The 18228-nt window shown below is 62.1% G+C and carries 22 protein-coding genes; 10 read left to right on the top strand and 12 right to left on the bottom strand.

Annotated features, from left to right (window positions below):
- Positions 1–57: 57 nt before the first annotated feature.
- On the top strand, positions 58–978 hold the full coding sequence (locus AB4P90_RS08470; RefSeq protein ID WP_003189619.1) for a LysR family transcriptional regulator: 921 nt from the start codon (positions 58–60) through the stop codon (positions 976–978).
- 114 nt (positions 979–1092) lie between these two features.
- On the opposite strand, the gene AB4P90_RS08465 is transcribed toward AB4P90_RS08470, so the two are convergent.
- Genes AB4P90_RS08465 through AB4P90_RS08455 form a run of 3 tightly spaced genes read right to left on the bottom strand, consistent with a single transcriptional unit; the run spans position 1093 to position 2980 of the window.
- On the bottom strand, positions 1093–1635 hold the full coding sequence (locus AB4P90_RS08465; RefSeq protein WP_014717492.1) for a DUF2937 family protein: 543 nt from the start codon (positions 1633–1635) through the stop codon (positions 1093–1095).
- Between the two features lie 10 nt (positions 1636–1645).
- Positions 1646–2422, bottom strand: coding sequence for a class II glutamine amidotransferase (locus AB4P90_RS08460; RefSeq protein ID WP_014717491.1), 777 nt, complete (start codon positions 2420–2422; stop codon positions 1646–1648).
- A gap of 30 nt (positions 2423–2452) precedes the next feature.
- Complete coding sequence (locus tag AB4P90_RS08455) at positions 2453–2980, bottom strand: hypothetical protein (protein ID WP_034126627.1); 528 nt, start codon at positions 2978–2980, stop codon at positions 2453–2455.
- A gap of 24 nt (positions 2981–3004) precedes the next feature.
- Here AB4P90_RS08455 and AB4P90_RS08450 point away from each other — a divergent pair, with 24 nt between their 5' ends.
- Positions 3005–5047 (top strand): S9 family peptidase, encoded by a 2043-nt coding sequence (locus AB4P90_RS08450; RefSeq protein ID WP_395605801.1) that lies wholly within the window; start codon positions 3005–3007, stop codon positions 5045–5047.
- Here AB4P90_RS08450 and AB4P90_RS08445 read toward each other — a convergent pair.
- Entirely contained in the window at positions 5044–5325 is a 282-nt protein-coding gene (locus AB4P90_RS08445; RefSeq protein ID WP_014717488.1) for a hypothetical protein, read from the bottom strand. The two genes, AB4P90_RS08450 and AB4P90_RS08445, sit on opposite strands and share 4 nt — an antisense overlap.
- Before the next feature lie 78 nt (positions 5326–5403).
- On the opposite strand from AB4P90_RS08445, the gene AB4P90_RS08440 reads away from it, so the two are divergent.
- The 4 genes from AB4P90_RS08440 (at position 5404) to AB4P90_RS08425 (ending at position 7600) form a co-directional block, all read left to right on the top strand.
- Entirely contained in the window at positions 5404–6090 is a 687-nt protein-coding gene (locus AB4P90_RS08440) for a spermidine synthase (protein ID WP_003189610.1), read from the top strand.
- Between the two features lie 89 nt (positions 6091–6179).
- Positions 6180–6554, top strand: coding sequence for a YajD family HNH nuclease (locus AB4P90_RS08435; RefSeq protein ID WP_003189609.1), 375 nt, complete (start codon positions 6180–6182; stop codon positions 6552–6554).
- Between the two features lie 160 nt (positions 6555–6714).
- Positions 6715–7182, top strand: a complete 468-nt coding sequence (locus AB4P90_RS08430) for an RNA methyltransferase (RefSeq protein ID WP_014717486.1) — start codon at positions 6715–6717, stop codon at positions 7180–7182.
- Positions 7183–7249: 67 nt separating this feature from the next.
- Positions 7250–7600, top strand: coding sequence for a DUF2892 domain-containing protein (locus AB4P90_RS08425; protein WP_019818260.1), 351 nt, complete (start codon positions 7250–7252; stop codon positions 7598–7600).
- An 81-nt stretch (positions 7601–7681) separates the two neighbouring features.
- Here the strand turns inward: AB4P90_RS08425 and AB4P90_RS08420 are convergent, their stop codons facing one another.
- Together AB4P90_RS08420 and AB4P90_RS08415 are read right to left on the bottom strand one after the other, a co-directional pair.
- Positions 7682–8902, bottom strand: a complete 1221-nt coding sequence (locus AB4P90_RS08420) for a hypothetical protein (protein ID WP_395605800.1) — start codon at positions 8900–8902, stop codon at positions 7682–7684.
- 13 nt (positions 8903–8915) lie between these two features.
- Positions 8916–9365: a YcgN family cysteine cluster protein gene (locus AB4P90_RS08415; RefSeq protein ID WP_003172524.1), complete on the bottom strand. Its 450-nt coding sequence runs from the start codon at positions 9363–9365 to the stop codon at positions 8916–8918.
- Between the two features lie 153 nt (positions 9366–9518).
- Here AB4P90_RS08415 and AB4P90_RS08410 point away from each other — a divergent pair, with 153 nt between their 5' ends.
- Positions 9519–10112, top strand: a complete 594-nt coding sequence (locus AB4P90_RS08410) for a nitroreductase family protein (RefSeq protein ID WP_003189601.1) — start codon at positions 9519–9521, stop codon at positions 10110–10112.
- A 124-nt stretch (positions 10113–10236) separates the two neighbouring features.
- On the opposite strand, the gene AB4P90_RS08405 is transcribed toward AB4P90_RS08410, so the two are convergent.
- The 5 genes from AB4P90_RS08405 to AB4P90_RS08385 all read right to left on the bottom strand — a co-directional run bounded on the left by AB4P90_RS08405 (position 10237) and on the right by AB4P90_RS08385 (position 14891).
- Positions 10237–11169, bottom strand: a complete 933-nt coding sequence (locus tag AB4P90_RS08405; RefSeq protein ID WP_019818262.1) for a D-2-hydroxyacid dehydrogenase — start codon at positions 11167–11169, stop codon at positions 10237–10239.
- Between the two features lie 107 nt (positions 11170–11276).
- Positions 11277–11570 (bottom strand): YcgL domain-containing protein, encoded by a 294-nt coding sequence (locus tag AB4P90_RS08400; protein ID WP_014717482.1) that lies wholly within the window; start codon positions 11568–11570, stop codon positions 11277–11279.
- Positions 11567–12700, bottom strand: a complete 1134-nt coding sequence (gene rnd / locus AB4P90_RS08395; RefSeq protein ID WP_014717481.1) for a ribonuclease D — start codon at positions 12698–12700, stop codon at positions 11567–11569. Before rnd ends, AB4P90_RS08400 begins: the two co-directional genes overlap by 4 nt.
- 122 nt (positions 12701–12822) lie before the next feature.
- Positions 12823–13422 carry a class I SAM-dependent methyltransferase gene (locus AB4P90_RS08390; RefSeq protein WP_014717480.1) on the bottom strand — a complete coding sequence of 200 codons (600 nt, stop codon included), beginning with the start codon at positions 13420–13422 and terminating at the stop codon, positions 12823–12825.
- A gap of 98 nt (positions 13423–13520) precedes the next feature.
- Complete coding sequence (locus tag AB4P90_RS08385; RefSeq protein WP_014717479.1) at positions 13521–14891, bottom strand: glutamine synthetase family protein; 1371 nt, start codon at positions 14889–14891, stop codon at positions 13521–13523.
- Positions 14892–15255: 364 nt separating this feature from the next.
- Here AB4P90_RS08385 and AB4P90_RS08380 point away from each other — a divergent pair, with 364 nt between their 5' ends.
- Positions 15256–16029: a transporter substrate-binding domain-containing protein gene (locus AB4P90_RS08380; protein ID WP_395605799.1), complete on the top strand. Its 774-nt coding sequence runs from the start codon at positions 15256–15258 to the stop codon at positions 16027–16029.
- 93 nt (positions 16030–16122) lie between these two features.
- On the opposite strand, the gene cynR is transcribed toward AB4P90_RS08380, so the two are convergent.
- Positions 16123–16974 carry a transcriptional regulator CynR gene (cynR, locus tag AB4P90_RS08375; protein WP_395605798.1) on the bottom strand — a complete coding sequence of 284 codons (852 nt, stop codon included), beginning with the start codon at positions 16972–16974 and terminating at the stop codon, positions 16123–16125.
- Positions 16975–17087: 113 nt separating this feature from the next.
- Here cynR and AB4P90_RS08370 point away from each other — a divergent pair, with 113 nt between their 5' ends.
- Both AB4P90_RS08370 and cynS read left to right on the top strand, forming a co-directional pair.
- Positions 17088–17729, top strand: a complete 642-nt coding sequence (locus AB4P90_RS08370) for a carbonic anhydrase (RefSeq protein ID WP_019818265.1) — start codon at positions 17088–17090, stop codon at positions 17727–17729.
- A 28-nt stretch (positions 17730–17757) separates the two neighbouring features.
- Positions 17758–18228: a cyanase gene (gene cynS / locus AB4P90_RS08365; RefSeq protein ID WP_014717475.1), complete on the top strand. Its 471-nt coding sequence runs from the start codon at positions 17758–17760 to the stop codon at positions 18226–18228.

Raw genomic sequence — 18228 nt, 5'->3', positions numbered from 1 at the left:
CCCGGTGCGACGTCCAACTAATAAAAACCGATCCATGCATAAGAAAAAGTTGATCCCATGAATTTGAAGTTCCTCGAAACCTTCGTCTGGGTGGCCAAGCTCAAGAGCTTCCGGCTGACGGCCGAGAAGCTGTTCACCACCCAAGCCTCGATCTCCAGCCGCATCGCGGTGCTGGAAAGCGAGCTGGGGGTGAAACTTTTCCTGCGTGATTCGCGTGGCGTGAGCCTGACCCCGGAAGGTTTGAAAGTGCTCGACTATGCCGAGCAGATGATGGTGACCATGCAGGGCTTGAAGCAGTCCCTGGAGACCACCAGCAGCAAGGTTGGGCGCATTCGGATCGGCGCAATGGACACGGTGATCCACACCTGGCTAAGCCCGCTGGTTGCTGAGCTGATGAAGCTGTACCCACTGGTGGAAATCGAGCTGGTCGCCGACACTGCGCTGAACCTCAGCGATCAACTGCAAAAAGGTTTCCTCGACCTGATCCTGCAAACCGACCTGCTGCGCCTGGAAACCGTGCGCAGCCTGGAGCTGGCCAGCCACCCCATGGCCTGGATCGTGGCCAGCCAGTCGATTTACAACCGTGACTACGCCTCCCTCGCCGAGCTGGCCCAGGAGCGCATCATCACTTACTCGAAAAACTCCCACCCGCATCAGGACGTATTGAGTTTGATGCAGGCCAATGGCGTGGCCGCACCGCGCATGAACTGCGTGAACTCGGTGTCGGCGATTACCCGGTTGCTGCGCGATGGCTTCGGCATCGGCGCACTGCCGCCGGTGCTGGTGAGCGAAGAACTGGAGCGAGGGGAATTGGTCATGCTGCCCATGGCCCAGCGTCTGCCGAACTTGCAGGTGGTGGTGTCGTGGCGTGTGGGGGTGGAGTTGGTGGAGGAGATTGTGGGGTTGTGCCAGAAAGTCGTTGCCCGCTATGCCGAGCAAGTAGGTGCAGAACGCATGCAACTGAATAAACCCGACTGATCGTTCCCACGCTCTGCGTGGGAATGCAGCACAGGGCGCTCTGCGCCCTCACGCGCGACGCGGAGCGTCAGAAAAAGCATTCCCACGCGGAGCGTGGGAACGATCAGTGGGTCGTTAGAGGCCCTTGAGGTCCCGTTCTTCGATGGGCCGGCTCTGGCGCAGGCGCCGGCCACCCAGCACCACCCAATCAATCAAGCGGTACAGGCACTCGATGCCGAACGACAACAGCATCGCCCCGCCCAGGCCCCAGCCCATGGCTTCGGGCGTCAGCAAGATCTGGTAGCTGTAGCCATTCCAGGTCTCCGAACGGATATCCGGGTCGGCAGCCACGGCCACTTGCAGGGCGCGGATGTACCACGGACCCTGCATGGCCTGGAATTGCTTGTCCAGCTCGAGCTGGCGGTCGAGCATGGCGCCCAGGCTACTGGCGTCGCTCTGGAACACCGGGTCATCGCTGGCGCGGTAATGCGCCACCAAGGCTTGCATATCACCGTTGAAGAACTGCTGCGCCGTGGACTCGAAACCGCGCAAGCCGGTCTGGGCCTCAATCAAGTGGGCTTCGACGCGCTTGGCGTAGTCATTGATAAACCCCGGCACCTGCACGCCGACCAACAAGCCAACGGCAAACAGCACCAACCGCAGATAGCTAAGCAACATGCTCGATTCCTTACTTGGTAACGCCCTGGCTGACACATTCACCGCGTCGCCACAGGCTCCATTGGCCCGGTTCGTAGCGGGTCCAGTTTTCGTTGTCGGTCAACGGCTCGGTGGCGATCACCGTTACCACATCATTGGGGGTAGTTTCGGCCTGAAAATCGACGATCACGTCGACATCTTTCAAGCGCGCCGGGCCAAAAGGCGCACGCCGGGTGATCTGTGCCAGCTTGGTCGAGCAATAGCAGAACAGCCAGTCGCCGTCGCTGAGCAGGCAGTTGAACACGCCCTTGCTGCGGTATTCGGCGCAGGCGGCGATCAGGTCGGGCAGCACCTGTTCGATGTCCACCGGCTCGGGGAAGGCTTCGCGCACACGGTTGAGCAAGTCGCAGAACGCCGCTTCGCTGTCGGTATCGCCCACCGGGCGGTAGAAGGTGGCGCGGGGATCGAAGTCTGCCAGTTGGCCGTTGTGGGCAAAACACCAGTTACGCCCCCACAGCTCGCGCACGAACGGATGGGTATTGGCCAGGCTGACCTTGCCCACATTGGCCTGGCGAATATGGCCGATCACCACTTCGCTCTTGATGGGGTAACGCTGCACCAGCAACGCGACTTCCGACTCGCTACTGGCAGCCGGGTCCTGGAACAGGCGCAGGCCACGGCCTTCATAGAAGGCAATGCCCCAGCCGTCGCGGTGCGGGCCAGTGCGCCCACCGCGCTGCATCAGCCCGGTAAAGCTGAACACGATATCGGTGGGGACGTTGGCACTCATGCCCAATAATTCACACATGCCAGGGCTCTCGCTGCAGGGCAAACAACGTTAAAGGCGCGGTTCGACCCGCATACCACCGGCAGGCGCCGGACGACGGAAGGGTTCGTCGTCTTCCGGCTCGGCGGCCAAGGCCGCATCCGCAGCAGCCTTGCGCTCACGGCGAGCATTGGCGGCGCGCTCGATGGGCCAGCGGATCAGCACAAACACGATGTACAGGGCAAACGCGATCATCGTGTACATGAACAGGTCGGAAATGGCGCGCCAGGCGTTGTTGCCGACCTTGAGCACCAGGTCCAGGGCGGTAATGGCCACGGCCGGCGCAAACTGGGTCTTGACCGGGTCGACAATGGTCGGGCTGAGCAGCAACACCGCCATCAGCAATTGCAGGGGCTCGCGCAGCCAGCGCCAGATCCAGCGGGTCATGCGCCACCACACCAACAGGCAGCCCAAAGCGGCGAAGGCGTAAAGGCCCCAAGCGGTCAGATAGTCGTTCTCGGTCATGGTGTCCATGGCAAGGTTGGCAAACAGGCGGCTATGATAACGGCTTTTGCGTGTCGCGGCTGCAATGCCTGCCACCGTCTGCCAGATAGGGAATTATCCATGCCTATTTCCACCGCACCGATTGCCCGCAAGGCCCCAGGCCCAGACCCGTACGCCTGGCTGCAAGAACGCGACAACCCTGAGGTACTCGACTACCTCAAGGCCGAAAACGCCTGGCAGGAAGCCCAACTCGCCGATCAGCAGGCGTTGCGCGAGACCCTGTTCGACGAGATCAAGGGCCGCATTCTGGAAACCGACCTGTCCCTGCCCTCCCCTTGGGGCCCGTATTTGTATTACACCCGCACCACCGCCGGTGACGAGTACGCCCGCCACTACCGCTGCCGCCGCCCGGCCGATGACAGCAACCAGGTGGACGCCAGCAGCGAAGAACTGTTGCTGGACCCGAACGTCTTGGCCAATGGCGGCTTTTTTTCCCTGGGCGCGTTCAGCATCAGCCCCGATCACCAACGCCTGGCCTATAGCCTCGATACCAGCGGCGAAGAGATTTACACCCTGTTCGTGAAGGAATTGGCGACCGACAAGGTCAGCGAACTGGCGTTCGAAAACTGCGATGGCAGCATGACCTGGGCCAATGACAGCCTGACCCTGTTTTTCGGTGAGCTGGACGACACCCATCGCCCGCACAAACTGTATCGCTATCGCCTGGACGGCACCGCCGCGCAGGAAGTGTTCCACGAGCCCGACGGCCGTTTCTTCCTGCATTGCTACCGCTCAAGCTCCGAACGCCAACTGTTGCTGGCCCTGGGCAGCAAGACCACCAGCGAAGTCTGGGCGCTGGACGCCGAGCAACCGCACCTGGCCTTCACCTGCCTGGCGCCACGGGTCGAAGACCACGAATACGACGTCGACCACGGCAAGCGCAATGGCCAGTGGACCTGGTTTATCCGCAGCAACCGCGACGGCATCAACCATGCGCTGTACGTGGCAGCCGACACCGGCACGCCGCCCACCGAAGCCGACTGGCAGAACCTGATCCCCCACAGCGACGAGGTCATGCTCGACGGCGTGAGCCTGAACGCCAACGCCATGACCTTGAGCCTGCGCATTGGTGGCCTGCCGGTTATCGAAGTACACCCCGAGAACGTGCCGGCCTATCGGGTGCAATTGCCTGACGCCGCCTACAGCCTCTACGTACAGAACAGCCTCGAGTTTCCCAGCGACAAGATCCGCCTGCGCTATGAGGCCTTGAACCGTCCCGCCCAAGTGCGCCAGCTCGAGCTGGCGACAGGCGCGCAGGTCGTGCTCAAGGAAACCCCGGTGCTGGGCGTCTTCAACGCCGACGATTACATCAGCCAACGCCTGTGGGCCACTTCTGCCGATGGCACCCAGGTACCCATCAGCCTGGTGGTCAAGCGTGACCAGCTCGGCAAGCCGACGCCGCTGTACCTGTATGGCTACGGTGCCTACGGCTCAAGCCTGGACCCGTGGTTCTCCCATGCGCGCCTGAGCTTGCTCGACCGCGGGGTGGCGTTTGCCATCGCCCATGTGCGCGGCGGCGGTGAGCTGGGTGAGGCCTGGTATCGCAGCGGCAAGCAGGAACACAAGCAGAACACCTTCAGCGACTTTATCGCCTGCGCCGAACATTTGATCGCCGAGGGCCTGACCACCTCCCCACAACTGGCGATCAGCGGCGGCAGTGCCGGCGGCCTGCTGATCGGCGCGGTGCTCAACCAGCGTCCGGAATTGTTCCAGGCGGCGATTGCGGAAGTGCCGTTCGTCGATGTGCTCAATACCATGCTCGACCCGGAACTGCCGCTGACCATCACCGAGTACGACGAGTGGGGCAACCCCGAGGACCCCGAAGTGTATGCGCGCATCAAGGCCTATGCGCCCTACGAGAACGTCCGTGCCCAGGCTTACCCGGCCACGCTGGTGATCGCCGGCTATAACGACAGCCGCGTGCAGTACTGGGAAGCCGCCAAGTGGGTGGCCAAGCTGCGGGATACCAAGACAGACGACAACCTGCTGCTGCTCAAGACCGAGCTGGGTGCCGGCCATGGCGGCATGAGCGGGCGCTATCAGGGCTTACGTGACGTGGCCCTCGAATATGCCTTTGTGTTCAAGGCCCTCGGTCTGGTCTAACCGCCCGGCGTTTTCGGCTTGCTGTCGTTTTGCTGCAGGCCAGGGACCGTCTGGTCCTTGGGCGGCGCCGGCAGCACGATGGGCGCCAGCGGTGGCGAGCCATTATGGGTCTTGGGCGCAACGGGCGGCGTGACTTGCGGGTACAACGTGGGCGTTGGCGTGCCCGGCGCGCCTGGGGTTGGCGCGGGCGCGACCGGTACGGTTTGTAACTCCTGAGCCTGCGCGGTACCCAATGCGAGCGCGCTCAACACAATGACCGTTAGAATGCTGCACTTCATCGATGGCTCCATGGCCTGACCGGAATGCCCTAAGGCTACTCCCAACCGCGCAAGAATGCCCTTCCCAATGAGATTTCCATGAAACGTTTCGTTCTGCTGGACACCACCCCAATCCCCGACAACGGCGGCGCCTTGTGCCTGTTCGAATACGGCGAGGACTTTGTCATCAAGATCCAGGGCGGTGACGGTGGCCAGTTGATGAACACGCGCATGCACGGCTCCGAAGATGCCCTGGCGGAGATTCCCTGCCGCAAAGTGGCCGGGCGCCCGGGTTCTCGGGTGCTGATCGGCGGCCTGGGCATGGGCTTTACCCTGGCCGCGGCGCTCAAGCATTTGGGCAAGAGCGCCGAAGTGGTGGTGGCCGAACTGGTGCCCGGCGTCGTGGAGTGGAACCGAGGGCCGCTGGGGGAGAAATCCGGACGCCCGCTGCTGGACCCGCGCACCGTGGTCCGCCAGGAAGACGTGGCCAAGGTACTGCAGGCCGAGCCCCAAGGCTTTGACGCGATCATGCTCGACGTCGACAACGGCCCTGAAGGGCTCACGCAAAAAGCTAACAGTTGGTTGTACTCGGCCAGTGGCCTGGCCGCGTGTGCCAAGGCCCTGCGCCCCAAGGGCGTGCTGGCCGTGTGGTCGGCCAGCGCCGACAAGCTGTTCAGTGACAAACTGCGCAAGGCCGGCTTCAAGGCCGAAGAAGTGCAAGTATTTGCCCATGGCAACAAGGGCACGCGGCATACCATCTGGATTGCAGAGAAGCTCAAGGGCTGATCACGGTTGATTCAATAGCGCCAATCCCCTGTGGGAGCGGCTAGAATCAACCTTGTCCGTGAACCACCCAATAATAGCCAGGAGCCATGATGAGCTCGAACAACCCGCCCTCCCACACCGCCAAGCTGGACCGCATCCTTGCCGATGCCCAGCGCGACCGCGAAATGGGCTACCGCGATAAAGCCTTGAAGATGTACCCCCACGTGTGTGGCCGCTGCGCCCGTGAGTTTTCCGGCAAGCGCTTGAGTGAACTGACCGTCCACCACCGTAACCACAACCATGATGACAACCCCCAGGACGGTTCCAACTGGGAGTTGCTGTGCCTGTACTGCCACGACAACGAACACTCGCGCTACACCGACCAGCAGTACTTCGGCGAAGGCTCCACCAGCAGCCCGAGCATTGCCAAGGCGACGCACAACCCGTTTGCGGCGTTGGCGGGGTTGATGAAGAAGGACGACTGAAGCTTTTCTTTGCCTGCTTCGGCCTCATCGCAGGCAAGCCAGCTCCCACAGTAGGAATGCATTTCCCGGTGGGAGACGGGCTTGCCCGCGATGACGATCGTCCAAGCACTGCATCCCCCCAGGCCGTATAATCGCCGTTTTTCTCAAGGCACCCTTCCCCGTGGGCAATAAACGCTACAGCTGCATCGGTCTGTACAACCCCAAATCCCCCGAAAACGTCGGCTCGGTGATGCGTGCCGCCGGCTGTTACGGCGTGGCCTCGGTGTTCTACACCGGCGTGCGTTACGAGCGCGCCAGGGATTTCATCACCGACACCAAGAAGGTGCACCACGATATCCCGCTGATCGGCATCGACGATCTGAAAAAGATCCTGCCCTTAGGCTGCATCCCGGTCGCCGTGGAATTGGTCGACGGCGCCCGCCCGTTGCCTGAATACACCCACCCCGACCGCGCGCTGTATATCTTCGGCCCCGAAGACGGCTCCCTGGACAAAGAGATCCGCGATTGGTGCGAGGACGTGGTGTACATCCCCACCACCGGCTGCATGAACCTGGCGGCCACGGTCAACGTGGTGCTCTATGACCGCCTGGCCAAGGGCAACAACACCCGTTCGGGCCCCAAGTACTGATATTACGGGAACATCCGGCACATGCGCGCAGTCAGCTAGTAACACTTGCCCTTGTTGGAGACTGATCATGAGCGACAGCAAAACCTTGCGACCTATCATCGAAGCCACACCGTTGAAGCCTCAACCCACCCAGAACGTGCATGGCTGGGAGCGCATCGGCTCAGTGGCCGGCGGAGTGATGATGGTGGGTAAAGGCCTGCGCCGCGGTGGGATTTTCGGCTTGATCCAGGTGGCGATTGGTGGCGTGGCACTGGCTCGTGGCTTTACCGGGCACAGTTCGCTCAAGGACAAACTGGAACAGGGCCGCCAGGAAATGAACAGCGTGCGCACGAAAATCGAGCGCGCCGGGGAAGAGTTGAAGAACCTGAAGACCAAGGCTGAAGTGGCGGCTGAAAAGGCGGTGAAACCTAAAGCCTGACCTAAGACTTGGACATGCTGGAGATTCAAATGTGGGAGGGGGCTTGCCCCCTCCCACATTTGAATTGCACAGGGCTAAGGATCAGCGCAGAAGTTTGCTGTCCAGTACCACCGAAGACTCACCAATCACACTCTCGGCCAACTGCACGAACTCTTTGGTGTTGATGCTGTTCACCCGCATCACTGCCTGCGCCAGATCGTCCAGGGAGCGCTTGTTGTGGGTCTTCACGCGGATCTCACGGTCCAGCTCCTGCAATACCACCACCGAACGCGCCAGCGTCGCGCCGTTGACGTGCTCGCCTTTGAGGGTGCTGACGTCTTTGCCTTCTTTGGTCAGCCGTGCCTGGATCGCCGCATAGCGCTCATCGGTAATACCGCCGGCACGCCGCATCAACTCGATTGCGTAGTACTCGCCCAAGCCCTCGCTGATCCAGTCACTGCTGTCGTGGTCATTAAAGCGCCCGATGGCCTGCACCACTTCGCGCAGCAACGAGCTGCTGCCATTTTCGCCAACCAGCGGCGTGCGGCTGTTGAGGTAGATCGAATCGCGTAACGAATAAGCGCCCCGCCGCATCGGATCACTGGCACCGACAATCAACAGTTTGCCAGGATGGCGCGGGAACGCGGCCTCCACCTGGGGCCAGACAAACGTCAGTAACGTCAGCACGTCCATGCGGCGCATCCCCTGGCCCTTGGGCGAGGCCACGGTGACGTCGGTATCACCCAGGCGCAGGCGGCGGCTGCCGAGGTTGCCCGCCAGCATCCAGCCGGTGGGGCGGTCGAACAGGCGGGACACGTTGTCGATGCGGAATTTGTTCTGGCCGATGCGCGGCCAGGCGGTTTCGACGCTCTTCCAACCCGTCGGCAGTTCAAACATCAGGCGTGAGACCAGTTCGACGCCGTCTTGCTGGTCGAGACGGGCGGCCGGCACCAGGTCTTCGCCGCGCAGTAACGCCCAGCCGGGCGTGATGCGTGTGTCATACACGCCGGGCTTGCGCGCATGGGCCAGGCGCACGCGGTAGGTCAGGCTGGCCTTGTCGGCACTGGGTTGCCACAGGCCACGGTTGCCCGTGATTTGCCACTGGCCATCGGCCTTGAAGTCGCTGTAGTCACCGTCGCGGCCCAGGTCGAAGTTCAGGCTGCGCACCGCCGCGCCTTGGGACAGGCTGACGCGCACCTCGGCCTGCTGGCTTTGGGGCAACAGCTTGACGTGGTAATCCAGGTCGACTTTCTTCGCGCACCAGCCCGGCCCGCTCAGCGCCAGCACGACCAGGCCCGCTGCCCACTTGGCGGCCACCTTCATACACACTCCTCGTTCAACCCGCGCGGAAAATCAGGTAATCCTCCCAGTCGTCCTCGGGCACGCTGCCTTCGCTGAGCATGCGCCCGGACTGGGAAATGCGTTCGTGGTGCACCGCGTCACGGTCGCCGCAGACCAGGTGATGCCACAGCGGCAAGTCCTTGCGCTCGCTGACCAGGCGGTAACCGCAGGTCGGCGGCAACCATTTGAACTGGTCGGCCTGGCCCGGCGTGAGCTGGATGCAGTCGGGCACCGAGGCGCGGCGGTTGGGGTAATCGGTGCACTGGCAGGTTTTCAGGTCGAGCAGTTTGCAGGCGATGCGCGTGTAATAGACGCTGTTGTCGTCCTCATCCTCGAGCTTTTGCAGGCAGCACAGGCCACAGCCGTCGCACAACGACTCCCACTCCTCCTGGTCGAGGTGCTCAAGGGTTTTGCGTATCCAGAAAGGTTCGACTTTGGCGGCCATGGCTCTGCATCAGTATCGGAAGGTGAAAAGGCCGCCAGTCTAGTGCCCAAGCCCGTTGGGGCCAAGCGCTTACGACTGACGGTGTTGCAAGACTTGTCAGGCCTGGGTGCGCGCAGTAGTTTTGAATCCCGGTTTTTTCATCAGGGTCTGTCCATGAGCAATAACCCCCGCGTTGCCGATTATCCGATCCACACCCAATTTACCGAGCGCTGGTCGCCCCGCGCCTTTACCGGCGAGAGCATCCCGCAGGAGACGCTGCTGAGTTTCTTCGAAGCGGCACGCTGGGCACCTTCGGCCTACAACTCGCAGCCGTGGCGGTTTCTGTATGCGCGCCGTGACACGCCGGATTGGGAGCGTTTCCTGGGCCTGCTGAATGAATTCAACCGCAATTGGGCGCAGCATGCGTCGGCTCTGGTCATTATCGCGTCGAAAACCGACTTCATCGCCCCCGGCGCCACAGAAGAAACCCCGGCGCTGTGGCACACCTTCGACACCGGCTCGGCCTGGGGCCACCTGGCGCTGCAAGCCAGCCTCAGTGGCTGGCACACCCACGGCATGGCCGGCTTCGATCAGGAACTGACCCGCAAGGAGCTGAAGATTCCCCAGGGTTATGCGCTGCATGCGGCCGTGGCGGTGGGCAAGCTGGGCGACAAGTCGAGTTTGCCGGAGTACCTGCAAGGGCGCGAAATGCCGAGCCCGCGCAAGCCGTTGAGCGAGCTGGTGTCCGAGGGTGACTTCAGTCTCTAAGACTTGCATACACTCAATGTGGGAGCGGGCTTGCTCGCGAATGCGGTGTGGCAGCCACCCAATGTGTTGACTGATCCCCTGCATTCGCGAGCAAGCCCGCTCCCACATTTTTTTCCGCGTTTTGTCAGTAACCGCGCTCGAAATCCACTTCCCCGCGCAGCGCTTGCTTGGCCTGATACGCCCGCAGGTTCTGCACAAACAACGCCACCATCATCGGCGGCGAGGTCGGGGCCGAGCTGTGCCCGGTCAACAGCAAACCCCACGCCGTCCAGAACGGATGGCGTTGCGGCAAGGGCTCCTGGCGGCACACGTCGATCACCGCGCCGGCCAGGTGCCCTTCTTTGAGCGCCTCGACCAGGTCGGCGTCCACCACCGCCACGCCGCGTCCGACGTTGATAAACAAACCGGTGGGTTTGAATTGCTTGAACAGCGCCGCGTCGTACAGGTCATGGGTATCAGGCGTGTTGGGCAGCAGGTTGATCACGTAATCCACCTCCCCCACCAGCCGGCCCAACTGGTCGAGCCCCGCCACTTCGATAAACGGTGCCTGCTCGCGGGCCTGGCTGGCGATGCCATATAACTGCACGCCGAACGGCAGCAGAAACTCGGCCACGCTCTGGCCAATGTCACCGGTGCCGACGATCAGCGCCTTACGCCCCGCCAGGCTCTGACCCATGCGGTTATCCCATTTGCGCTCCACCTGGCTGACCAACCGCGCCAGCACTTCGCGCTCGTGGCCCAGCATGTAGGTGAGGACAAACTCGGCCATGACCTGGCCAAAAATGCCTACCGCGCGGGTCAGCCGATAGTCGCGTGGCAAGCCGTCGGCCAGCAGTGGCGTGATGCCCGCCCACGTCGATTGCAGCCATTGCGGATGATGGCCCTGACGCAGCAGGGTCGCCAACAGATCGGGCTGGCCCAGCCACACCGGACAGTCGGCGGCCAGGCGCGAGAGTTCGGCCGAATCGCCGCTGGTCAGCACTTCGAGGTCTGGGGCGGCGTCCCTGAGCAATTGGGCGTAGAGCGGATGATCCTGTTCAGCAATCAGAACACGCATGGTTCAAACCTTTGAAAAAACAGTGCAGACGGCCGCCCGCATCCTTACGGCCACCGTCCTCTAATACGATTCCATTGAAACTGTGCCCTGAGCCGGGCACGGGTCGATCACATCGGGTCGTTGCGGCGCAGCAGCTCTTCGGGCAAGTGCTCGATGTACTCGTCCTCAGCTGGCGGCATTTGTAGGTGGTAGCCCTGCTTGTCGAGGTTTTCCAGCACCACGGTGATGTCTTCGCGCGACAGCTTGCGCTCAGGCGTCAGCACCATGTCAAAGGCGTGATGCGCCTTGCCGAAGGCTTCCATCAACGGCTCGGGTACGCGCTCCAGGGCATCGCTTTTGAGCACATAGAGGTACATGCCGTCTTTTTTCTTGCTGCGGTAGATGGAGCAAATACGTTTCAAGGCTGTTCTCCGGCATTGGCCAGGCTGTCGAGCAACGCCTGGCCCATCAACTCGCGGCGCCAGCCACGCAGCGAGTCTGGCAATTGGTAAGGCCCATCGGGGTAGCCACTTTTAACCAGGGCTTCGAGGGTTTTCTTGCGCAGCATCAGTTCCGGCGCCATGTCCAGGCGCTCGGCGAAAGTTTGGCCCAGGGCCCGCAGTTGCTTGATCAACGCGGCAGCGTCCACGGGTAACGGCTCAGCCACGGCAGGCGGCCATTGGTCCATGGGCACGCTACCGGTGCGTTTGATCAGGTCCAGCAAAAACTGGCCGTCCTGGCGCACGGTGCGCGGGTGCATGTCTTCGATCTTGCCCAGGGCGGCGAGGTTATCCGGCTGGGATTTGGCCAGGGGCCACAACGAGTGTTCGCGAATAATACGGTTGCGCGGCAAGTCGCGAGCACGGGCCTGCTGCTCGCGCCAGGCGCACAGTTCACGCAACACCGCGAGTTGGGCACGGGACAATTTCCACGCCAGCTTGGCGTCGCGGTACACCTCGTAGGGGTCGATCTCGCGGCGCAGGTTGGCCACCAATTCGGCGCCGTCTTCCAGTACCCAGGCGTATTTGTCATCCGACAGTTGCGGGCGCAGACGGGTGTAAACCTCGGCCAAGTGCACCGCGTCTTCGGCGGCGTAGCTGATCTGCGTCTCCGACAATGGCCGCTGCAGCCAGTCGGAGCGGGTTTCACCCTTGGGCAACTCGATATCCAACACCGCCTGCACCAGGCGCGAGTAGCCCATGGAAAAACCGAGGTTGAGGTAGGCCGCTGCCAATTGGGTGTCGAACAAGGGCACCGGCAAGCTGCCGGTCAGGCGCGACAGCACTTCCAGGTCTTCACTGCAGGCGTGCACCACCTTGATCACCGCTGGGTTCTCCAGCAAGGCGGCCAAGGGTTGCCAATTGTCGATGGTCAGGGGGTCGATCAGGTAAGCGCGCACGCCATCACCGATCTGGATCAGCCCGGCAATAGGGTAAAAGGTGTCGACCCGCATGAATTCGGTGTCGAGGGCGACGAATGGCAACTGCTGCCATTCGGCGCAATGCTGGCCGAGGCTATCGTTGTCGCAGATCCAGTGAATATCGATGGCCACACGGCTCTCCCTTGAAGAATGGCGCGCAGTATATATCGCGAAAGGGGCTTGCGAGCATCCGCAGTGCACACGCCATCATGAAAACTCCGACAGGAGATGAAGAATAGTCCGACAAAGGGGCGTTATCCTCTCTTACGCAAAACGTAGACGCACCATCGCCGCGAGCCCGGCAGGAACTCTTGGTAATTGAGGATTTTGAAGCCGGCTTGCCGAAACTCGCTCTCTACGGGCGTGCCCACGTTCACGGCAACAATCACCGTGTCGCGGCTGACGCGGTGAAACTCGTGCAATAACATGAGCCGCGCATCACTGTCGGGCACATGGCGAAACAAATCCAGGCAAAAAATGCAGTCCACCGCATTCGCCGAAAGGCCAATGGAAAACGCCGAGCCCTGGAATGTTTTGACACGCTTGAGCAACCCGCCCGGGTGATGGGTGCGCGCGTGATCGAGCATCGCCTGGGAGTTGTCCGAGGCCAGTATCACGCGGTTGACGTGTTCGGCCAGCACCGGCCAGAAGCGCCCGGAACCGCACGCCAGGTCGAGGATAAGCCCTGGCTCCCCCGCCACCTTCAGGGCTTGGCGTACCAACCGCGCATCGCGCCACGCCGACAGGCGCTGCAACAGCCTGGGCGGACGCGGGTCGCCACAGCCCCTGGCATGCTCACGGTCATAGCGCTCGGTGAATTCGGTCTCGATGGAGGATGGAGGTTGTGGCGACATCGCGGGCTCATGTGAATGAAACGGTAGTAAACGACCTTGATTCGCAGCTTAACCGCCGCAACGTGAAAAAAAGGTCGAAAGCCCCCCACTAAAACCGGTCACGCTTGATGCAAGTACCAGCGCCAATCCTGCTCCCCTACCTCGCCCATGAACTGGCGGTATTCGGCACGTTTGACCGCCAGGTAAACGCCGAGGAATTGGCGCCCGAACGCATCCGGTGCCCAGCGGGAGGTTTCCAGCGCGCGCAAGGTGGTCAGCCAGTCGGTGGGCAACAGTTCCTTGGCCTGGGCGTAGCCGTTGCCTTGCACCGGGGCGCCAGGGTCGAGCTGTTCGCGGATGCCTCGATGAATGCCGGCCAGGATCGCGGCGGCCGCCAGGTAGGGGTTGGCGTCGGCCCCGCAGATGCGGTGTTCGATATGCCGCGATTGTGCCGGGCCACCGGGCACTCGCAGGCTGACGGTGCGGTTGTCCACGCCCCAGGTGGCAGCGAGCGGCGCATAGCTGTTGGTTTGGAAGCGTCGATAAGAGTTGGCGTTGGGGCAGAACATCAACAGTGAATCGAGCAAGGTGCTGAGCATGCCGCCCACGGCCTGGCGCAGCAGTGGCGTGCCGTCGGCCGCTTCACTGGCAAACAGGTTATTGCCCTGGGCATCGGCCAAGCTGACGTGCATGTGCATGCCTGTACCGGCCAGGTCGTCAAACGGCTTGGCCATGAAACAGGCGGTCATTCCATGTTTGTGCGCCACGCCCTTGACCAAGCGTTTGTAGCGCACGGCTTCGTCCATCGCCTGCAGCGCGTCGGTGCGGTGTTCGAGGGTGATTTCCACTTGGCCCGGCGCGTACTCGGAGATGGCCGTGCGCGCCGGAATCCCTTGCAGTTTGCAGGCGCTGTAGAGGTCGGCAAGAAACGGCTCGATCTGCTCCAGCTCACGCAGGCCGTACACCTGGGTCGAGCGCGGACGCTTGCCATCCACATCCCGCGCCGGTTGCGGGCGGCCGTTACTGTCGGGCTTCTGGTCGAGCAGGTAGAACTCCAGCTCCGCCGCCATCACCGGGTAATAACCGTCGGCCTTGAGCGCCTCGATAACATTGGCCAGCAGGTGCCTGGGGTCGGCCACGGTGGCGGGCAGGCCTTCGGTGGGGTGCATGCTGACTTGCACCGCCGCGGTGGGGATCAAGCGCCATGGCATGCGCTGCAAGCTGCCGCTGATCGGATAGGCGCGGCAGTCGATATCCCCCACCTCCCAGACCAGCCCGGAGTTTTCTACGTCATCGCCATTGATAGTCAGGCCGAGGATGGTGCTGGGCAGAGGCCGGCCACTTTCGTACACCGCCAGCAGTTCGTCGCGGTGCAGCAGCTTGCCGCGCGGTACGCCGTTGTTATCGAGGATAAACAGCTCGAACATCTCAATGTCGGGGTTCTGTTCAAGGAAGGTCTGGGCTTCATGCAGGCGGGCAAAAACACTCATGGGAATTCTCATACGTTTGCGTCAGGCAAGCGCGCAGGCGCCGCCGGGCAGATGCGCACAGGTGCGCGTCATCCATGGGGTAGATCAACGTAGGAGAGAGGTATCTGGCGGGCGCGCGTGTCGGCAATGGAACAGAGCCCAGAACGCAAGCGCAGACGGCAATGTCGCGGTGTGAATGTCGGGGCAAGCGTGCATGCGCGCTTCACAGTGATAGAAAGACTTGAGCGTCACACGCGGGGATACGCGGGTAAATTCAGGCTTGACGGAGTTTGGTTGCAGTTTGGCTAAACATTCACCGCGCCTTGCCACCCTGCCCTGTGCTGGAAATAATGAGCCCCCGACCGTGCCCCAAGGATTCGACCCCATGAAAGCGCCTCTGGCCCTTTGTGTACTGGCAAGCCTGGCCACTGTCGCCCAGGCCGACACCGCTGCATCTCGCCTTGACGACGTGATTGCGCGCGGCACCCTCACCGTGTGTACCACCGGCGACTACAAGCCTTACACCTCGCTGCGCAGCGACGGCGGCTATGAAGGCATCGACATTGCCATGGCCGAGTCTCTCGCCAAGAGCCTGAACGCCAAAATCACCTGGGTGCCTACCACCTGGAAAACCCTGATGCCGGACTTCCTGGCCCAACGCTGCGACATCGCGGTGGGCGGTATTTCCGTGTCGTTGGAACGTCAGAAAAAAGCCTTCTTCAGCCAATCACTCGGAGTCGACGGCAAGATCCCGCTGGTGCGCTGCGCCGACGTGCAGCGTTACCAGACGGTGGAGCAGATCAACCAGCCCCAGGTGCGAGTGATCGAACCGGCGGGCGGCACCAACGAAGTGTTTGCCCGTGCGCATTTGGGCCAGACGCAGATTCGCCTGCATGACAACGTGACGATTTTTGATGAGCTGCTGGCGGGCAAAGCCGATGTGATGATTACCGACGCCAGCGAGGCGCGTTATCAGCAGAAGCTCAAGCCTGGGTTGTGCGCGGTCAACCCGGAGCAACCGATGCAGTACACTGAAAAAGCGTTTTTGTTGCCGCGCGATGATGTGGCCTGGAAGAGTTACGTAGATCAGTGGTTGCGTTTAAGTGTAGCGACGGGGGCGTATGCGGGGATTGTGGGGCAGTGGTTGGCTGCGCCTTGAATGCGGGGTGTCAGGTAGATCGGTGTTGATTGTCCGGCCGTCATCCCAGGCAAGCCAGCTCCCACATTTGGATCCTGGGGCGTCAGCCCGGCCCTACGCCTTGATCAACGCTACAAACGCCGCACACGCAGCGCTGCGATATGCGCCCTTGCGGCTCAGCAGTGCCGCGGTGCGCTGCGGCAACGGTGGGGCAATCGCCACGGCATGCAGGCCTGCCTGGGCCTCGGCCAGTGCGCGGGGCAGGACGGTTGCCAGGGGCGTGCTGCGCACGATTTCGATAATCGCGCTGATGGAATTGGCCTCCATGGCAATCTGCGGTTTAACCCCTTGCTGGTGGCAGTAGTCGTCGATGTAGCAGCGGGTGGCGAAGCCTGTGTTCAGTAGCACCAGAGGCTGTTCGAGCCAGGCCGGTTGTGTGCGTTCGGGGTGACTGGCACTGACGACCAGGCTCAGCTCTTCGACAAACAGCGCCTCACAGTCGATCTCCAGCCCATGCTCGCCGGTAAAGCCGATGCCGATATCCAGCAGGTCCTCGCCCAGCGCGGCTTCGATACGGTCTTGGGTCAGTTCCTCGATGCTCAGGGTGATGCCCGGATACAGCTGGTTGAAACGCGCCAGCAATGGCCCGATCAGGTAGGCGGTGAAAGTCGGCGTCATGGCCAGGCGCAAATGCCCTCGGCGCAGGTCCTGCACGTCATGTATGGCGCGGGTGCCGGCTTGTAGATCCTGCAAGGCCAGCCGCGCATAACGCACATAGGCCTGCCCCGCGTCGGTCAGGCTGACACTGCGCCCGGAGCGGTCCAGCAGTGGCGCGCCCAGGCTTTCTTCCAGTTGCTTGATCTGTTGCGACAAGGTCGGCTGCGACACGTGCAGCGCCTCTGCAGCCCGCGTGAAGTTGCGGTGCTCGGCAACGGCCAGCAAGTAACGGATATGACGCAACAGCATGGGCAGCGCTCCAACTATAGGCATGACTTATAGAAAGCATAATAAACCGGTCTTGGACCCTATAGCCAAAAACTCCCATCCTTGCCCCCATCAGCGACGCAAGGAGAACCACCATGCAGCATCTCATCGACGGCTTTCGCAAATTCCAACGTGAAGCCTTTACCCCTCGCAGTGACTTGTTCAAACACCTGGCGACCACGCAAAGCCCCGGCACCTTGTTCGTGTCCTGCTCTGACAGCCGCGTAGTCCCCGAGCTGTTGACCCAGCAGGAACCCGGCGACCTGTTCGTCATCCGTAACGCCGGCAACATAGTGCCGTCCTACGGCCCGGAGCCGGGAGGTGTGTCGGCCACAGTCGAATATGCCGTAGCGGTGCTGGGCGTCAGCGACATCGTGATTTGCGGGCACTCGGACTGCGGCGCGATGACTGCAATTTCTACCTGCAAATGCCTGGACCACCTGCCCGCCGTGGCCAACTGGTTGCGCCATGCCGAGTCGGCCAAGGTGATCAATGCCGCCCGTACGCATGCCTCGGACGCTGCACGCCTGGATTCATTGGTGCGCGAAAACGTGGTCGCCCAACTGGCCAACCTCAAGACTCACCCTTCGGTCGCCCTGGCGCTGGAACAAGGCCGGATGAACCTGCATGGCTGGGTGTACGACATCGAAACCGGCGGCATTGACGCTTTGGACGGGCACACCGGGCGCTTCGTCTCCCTGCTCGACCACCCCAGCACCCGCGCCCACGCCGCCTGAACCCTAATCAACCCAAGAGGACGTCACCATGTTGCAATCCCAATTCGCTCAAACCCCACGCCTGGCCCTGGCCGACACCGTTATCGACCTCAAGGCACGCAAAAACCTGTCGTGGCAGGACCTCACCGACGGCACCGGGCTGAGCCTGGCATTCGTCACCGCAGCCCTGCTCGGCCAGCACCCGCTGCCCAAGGAAGCGGCCGACATCGTGTGCGGCAAACTCGGCCTTGACGAGGACGCCAGCCGCCTGCTGCAAAGCGTCCCACTGCGCGGCAGCTTCCCGAGCGGTGTGCCGACCGACCCAACCATGTACCGTTTCTATGAAATGCTGCAAGTCTACGGCTCTACCTTGAAGGCCCTGGTGCATGAGCAATTCGGCGACGGCATCATCAGCGCCATCAACTTCAAACTGGACATCAAGAAAGTCGAAGACCCGGACGGCGGCTCCCGTGCGGTCATCACCCTGGACGGCAAATACCTGCCGACCAAACCCTTCTGA

It is taken from the genome of Pseudomonas sp. B16120, from assembly GCF_044218845.1.
Classification (GTDB): domain Bacteria; phylum Pseudomonadota; class Gammaproteobacteria; order Pseudomonadales; family Pseudomonadaceae; genus Aquipseudomonas; species Aquipseudomonas paracarnis.
The sequence above is the reverse complement of the archived record's forward strand: the minus strand, read 5'-3'. Positions and strand labels throughout refer to the sequence as shown.